The following is a 4,694-nucleotide window of genomic DNA, read 5'->3' on the forward strand; positions in this document are numbered from 1 at the left end:
TTGAGGGATTAGGTGAAGATTTTGCTGGTGATGGTTATGAATCCGCTTGACCTCATTGAGGGATTAGGTGAAGATTTTGCTGGTGATGGTTATGAATCCGCTTGACCTCATTAACCTTACAAACACAGGAATTTTCGTGATATTCACAGGTGCCGCAGGCATCATACTCCTTCCAAGGCCCCTTGATAAGATAATAATGTTCTCTCTACTCCAGGGGGGCTTTGTGATGGTCCTCGCGGCAGCCAGGTACCTTGACGTGGCCACGGCAGCGGCCCTCTTCGACCCAATATCAACTGTGATACTGCTCATGGCTGTTATGAGAATAAATGATGTGAGGGCAGCGAGGGGTGAGGATCTTGTCTGATGTTAATGTGTACTCTGATGTGAGGGCAGCGAGGGGTGAGGATCTTGTCTGATGTCCACTTAATGGATGTAAGAGGTGGGAAACTTGCTTGAAACCCAGATATGGTTCTATGCAGGGGCCGCCCTTGTAATAATAGGCTCCATTGCAACCGTCACAGGTCCCGGTGTAAGGGACCCCATCGTCAGGATACTGAACACTGAGATACCGGCGGTTGGTGTTTCACTCATATTCCTCACCTACAACCACACACTGGCACTCCTCACCTTCATAGCGGCCACAACAATCATGACACTTGTACTCCTCAGGGCCGTCATAAGGCTCGAGGAGATGGGGGTGGAAGGATGAGCCTTGGAAGAATCCTCAACGAACTGGCGAACCCCAAGAGGATACCCCGTCTATTCGCCTTCTCACTTGGACTCGTGCTCCTTGTGGGTTTTCTGGTGCCTTTAACACTGAATGAGAATCAGCTCTACCCGAGGCCACTTCCACAGGAGCAGATTAACAGCAAGGACCCCCTGGCACCCTACGACCGTGGGGGAGTTCCACTCAAGGAACCAGGTAACGTGAAGTCCCAGTACCCCCAGTTTGAGGTTAACCTGGGTAAGATCACAGCCTATCTATCGCCAGTGGCGATAGCTCTAAAGGGCCTGACCTACTACTTCGGGACCTCAATATACTCATCCCCCGGGGGCCTCATAGATGAGATACTCTACTACACCAGGGGCCTTGACACGGTCCTCGAGTCAAGCATACTCATGATGGCATTCACCATAGCGTCATGGGTCGCCCTTAACTTCACCATGAGGAGGCGTAAACCATGATGGTACCGGAATTCACAGTTTCACTCTTCGTCCCGGCGGTCTACACGGGACTCATAGCAGGGTTCATAGCGCTCCTCGGAATATCATTCCAGAAGAACGACCTCAGCGCACTCATAATCACAGATATAGTGGGAATAGCCATGCTCGTCATCGTTGCAGCGGTTGGAACCGACCTGGCGGAGGCCCTCATACTCCCCGGCCTGGTGGTTGAACTGGCGGAGATAATGGCCATCTCAGAGATACTCATCTCAAGGGAGATGAGGATCCGGGGGGAGGTGGAGGAGATTGAACACGTCCCCATGGAACTTGAGGTCTTCCGGACCGCCCCCAACTTCCTGGCCCTTGTACTCATAGCCTACGGTGTGTTCCTCACAGGTTTCACAGGGGGTGCGGTTGCAGGTGCAGGTGTGCTGTTCTACGCTGCAACCAGGAAGGCCCGTGGCCTGCCGGTGGCTGAGTGGAATGGTATAGCTGGTGTCTCAGGTATAACCTGGTGCCTCTGGCTTGCAGGTTTCATAATATTCTTCACAGCACCACAGCTCTGGCTCCCCGCCCTATTCCTTTCAGGTTGCGGTATACTGATCAAGGTGGCGAGCAAGATGGGCCTCATCGGGGTCCTTGCAAGGGAGGAGATCATGGAAGCAGGGGGTGATGAATGATGGATATAGCATCCCTTGGTGGTGAGCTGCTGGGCCAGATACCCTTCGGGGACATAGTTCTTTACCTCACACCATTCAACCTCTTCATGTTTGCATCTGTCCTCATATTCACATTCCTCATAGCCATAAGCTGGACAGAGATCCAGGTTGAGGCGGAGTTCGGGACACTGGGTAACCGGAGGGTTGAGGTTGACACCGCCGAGTTCAGGATCAGGAGGTTCCTTGCAATCGTCTGTGGACTTGCAACCGCAGGTGCGATGGTTACAGGTGACCTCTTCAACTTCACACTCTTCGTGGCACTCATCGGGATAGTGAACATTGGTATAGTCTCAGCGGTGAGACAGGTGGATGTGCTTGATGCGGCATTCCAGTATGGCCTGATAGCAATGATGGCCTCACTCCCCCTCTTTGGGGGCGCGGCCATGGTGCTTGGTTCATCCGGTACACTGAGCCTACTTGAACTCTCCCATATGGGGGGAAACCAGATGATAGGCTTCGCGAGCATCCTGCTCCTGATGGGGGTTATCGGTGAGACCGGTGTTGCACCTTTCTATGCAACCAAGGCGGAGATGTTCCGCACACCGGGTTCGCCCTTCATACTCATAATACACCTCAGCTCCCTCCTGGTGATTGTGAGGGCAATTGAGGTTTTACTGATAGTTGCACTCTGAAGGTGAGATCATGAATAAACTTAAAGCAGGAAGCCTTACTGCCATGATACTCTCAGCAGGCGGGATAATCTATGCCCTCATATTCAACCCACCGGCGTGGGTGGTGTATGGTGTGGCAATATTCCTCATTCCGGTCTTCATACTCTCAGTGGGGATACTCTCCATGGCGGAGCCAGAGAAGGATGAGGCTGATGAGAGGGTTAACGAACCATTCATAGGGTACTGATGATTTCATGTTGCGGTGATGAGATGAATCTGATGGGAAACATCATAGTTAACGTTGCTGGAACCATTCACGTTGCGGTGATGAGATGAATCTGATGGGAAACATCATAGTTAACGTTACAATAGCATTTCTGGTGGGTAGCCTGCTTCTGGGGTTCCAGAGGAAGGTTATGGCGAGGATACAGAGGAGACCCGGTCCCCCTGTTATACAGCACCTCCTCCACACCCTCAAGTTCTACATAAAGGAGTCATCGTTCCCCAGGACGGCTGCCATGCCATTCTATGTGGCGATAGCGGCGACACTCTGCGGTATCTGGGTGAGCGCTGTCATTGTGGGGCCCGTGCTTGAGGGTTCACTCCTGCTCTTCTTCGGGATATACGCCCTCCACAAGATCGTTGAGCACAATGCAGGATCATCATCCGGTTCACCGTACGGTAAGCTCAGCTGTGTCCGTGCAGTGTTCTCTGCTGCAGCCGAGCTGCCACTCTTTGCGGTGCTCGCCATCATATACCTGGAGACCAGGACGATGATAATATCGGACATCATAGGCTACCAGAGCATCCACGGGCCACTCATACTTGAGCTCCCCCTGGCGGCCATGATGTTCTTTGTACTCATACTCTCAAAGGCACCGTACTCACCATTCTCCATAACCAAGGGTAAGGACATAATATCAGGATATGAAACAGAGCACTTCGGGGTCCTCAGGGGGTACCTGATGATCTCAGAGTCCATAGCATGGTACATGCTCCTGTGGATATTCCTCACGGTATTCATAGGCAGTCTGAGTCTGCCGCTCTACATCCTGGGAATGGTGATAATCACGGCGGTGACGGCATTCATAAACGCAACAACACCCATGCTGAACCCCAACCACTCTGTGGCCATACAGGTCCTCCTTGCATTTGTAGGTATAGCCGGGTCCATCATTCTTATGCTTGTAATGTGATAGTAATTTAGAGAGGGGATTTAATGGAGAAAGGTCTAACGGTACTCACGGCACTTGTCGCAGGTGGAGTAATAATCGTGAGCATGCTTGCAGCCATCCTGCAGAGGATATCTGTAATACCGGTCACAGTTCTTGCAGCCATATTCGTGGTGCTCCTGCTCATGTCGGGCAGTGAAAGGTTCTCTGAACTCTCAGAGGAACTTGAAAGGGTTGCCTTCTTCGCGGCACTGGCACTCTTCATAATTTCATTCCTGGTCCTCTACAGACCAGTATAATCAAATTCACTGGTGATAGTATTGTATGAAATGTACCTGGTATACACGGTTTCCTTTATCGCTGGCTCGGTAATAGGTTTGCTCTTAAGCTACCGGAAGTACAGGGAGCCATTTGTGAAGGAAAAAATAGACCCACTGGCACTTATAGTGGCCCTTGTGGGGTGGGTTGTACTTGTGAATGCGGCCCTGGCACCCTTCACCCCCCTTTTAAGGACTGCAGGGTTCTTCATGGTAGCCCTGGTTGCCGGTATGAGGCCAGGGTATGGTAGATACGAGACGGTCATAGGGGCTGCGGTGGCATTCATCATATGGATCCTGGCTGGAACCCCGGGGTGGTAGTTATGGATGAAGGAGAACTCATGAGGCTCATGAAGAGGAGGATAATTGAAAGTTACCGGTGGCAGGAGGATGTTGTGAAGCCACTCTCCAAGGAACTTGAACTTGACCTGGAGGAGTTCCAGGAGATACTCATGGATAAACTGGACATGTCCAGCCTTGAGGCCCTCCACCCCAGATTCGAGTCTGCAAGGCCAAGGTGCATAAAGGAGAGGCTGCACAGTGACCTCCAGCTCTGCTGGCTCGTGGATGTCATGGAGATCGTGGATGCTGAGGATGCAGAAACACTCAAGGATGAGATAACCGGAATGATCCTTGCGGGAACTGAATATCAGGAGGCCCTTGCTGAGGGGAAGAGGAGGCTCCATGAGATACTCCGAGCTGAAGCTTAAC

The 4,694-nt window shown here is 51.8% G+C and carries 10 protein-coding genes; all 10 read left to right on the plus strand.

Annotation, left to right across the window (positions count from 1 at the left end):
* The first annotated feature begins 91 nt into the window (after positions 1-91).
* The 10 genes from L5462_RS04055 (at position 92) to L5462_RS04100 (ending at position 4,693) form a co-directional block, all read left to right on the plus strand.
* On the plus strand, positions 92-364 hold the full coding sequence (locus L5462_RS04055) for a DUF2108 domain-containing protein (RefSeq protein WP_237779542.1): 273 nt from the start codon (positions 92-94) through the stop codon (positions 362-364).
* An 84-nt stretch (positions 365-448) separates the two neighbouring features.
* Positions 449-709, plus strand: coding sequence for an EhaE family protein (locus tag L5462_RS04060; RefSeq protein ID WP_237779543.1), 261 nt, complete (start codon positions 449-451; stop codon positions 707-709).
* A complete protein-coding gene (locus L5462_RS04065; protein WP_237779544.1) occupies positions 706-1,185 on the plus strand; it encodes an EhaF family protein in 480 nt (159 codons plus the stop codon). The genes L5462_RS04060 and L5462_RS04065 overlap by 4 nt, the downstream gene beginning before the upstream one ends.
* Positions 1,182-1,844 (plus strand): EhaG family protein, encoded by a 663-nt coding sequence (locus L5462_RS04070; RefSeq protein WP_237779545.1) that lies wholly within the window; start codon positions 1,182-1,184, stop codon positions 1,842-1,844. Before L5462_RS04065 ends, L5462_RS04070 begins: the two co-directional genes overlap by 4 nt.
* A complete protein-coding gene (locus L5462_RS04075; RefSeq protein WP_237779546.1) occupies positions 1,844-2,515 on the plus strand; it encodes a proton-conducting transporter membrane subunit in 672 nt (223 codons plus the stop codon). The genes L5462_RS04070 and L5462_RS04075 overlap by 1 nt, the downstream gene beginning before the upstream one ends.
* Positions 2,516-2,525: 10 nt before the next feature.
* The gene (locus L5462_RS04080) at positions 2,526-2,741 is read left to right on the plus strand and encodes a DUF788 domain-containing protein (RefSeq protein ID WP_237779547.1); all 216 of its coding nucleotides are present in this window, start codon (positions 2,526-2,528) and stop codon (positions 2,739-2,741) included.
* 85 nt (positions 2,742-2,826) lie between these two features.
* A complete protein-coding gene (locus L5462_RS04085) occupies positions 2,827-3,690 on the plus strand; it encodes a respiratory chain complex I subunit 1 family protein (protein WP_237779548.1) in 864 nt (287 codons plus the stop codon).
* 23 nt (positions 3,691-3,713) lie between these two features.
* Complete coding sequence (locus L5462_RS04090) at positions 3,714-3,965, plus strand: energy-converting hydrogenase A, subunit K (protein ID WP_237779549.1); 252 nt, start codon at positions 3,714-3,716, stop codon at positions 3,963-3,965.
* Positions 3,966-3,995: 30 nt separating this feature from the next.
* Positions 3,996-4,304: a DUF2104 domain-containing protein gene (locus L5462_RS04095; RefSeq protein WP_237780013.1), complete on the plus strand. Its 309-nt coding sequence runs from the start codon at positions 3,996-3,998 to the stop codon at positions 4,302-4,304.
* Between the two features lie 2 nt (positions 4,305-4,306).
* Positions 4,307-4,693: a DUF1959 domain-containing protein gene (locus tag L5462_RS04100; RefSeq protein WP_237779550.1), complete on the plus strand. Its 387-nt coding sequence runs from the start codon at positions 4,307-4,309 to the stop codon at positions 4,691-4,693.
* Position 4,694 lies beyond the last annotated feature (1 nt).

This window comes from Methanothermobacter sp. K4, assembly GCF_022014235.1.
Classification (GTDB): Archaea; Methanobacteriota; Methanobacteria; order Methanobacteriales; family Methanothermobacteraceae; genus Methanothermobacter.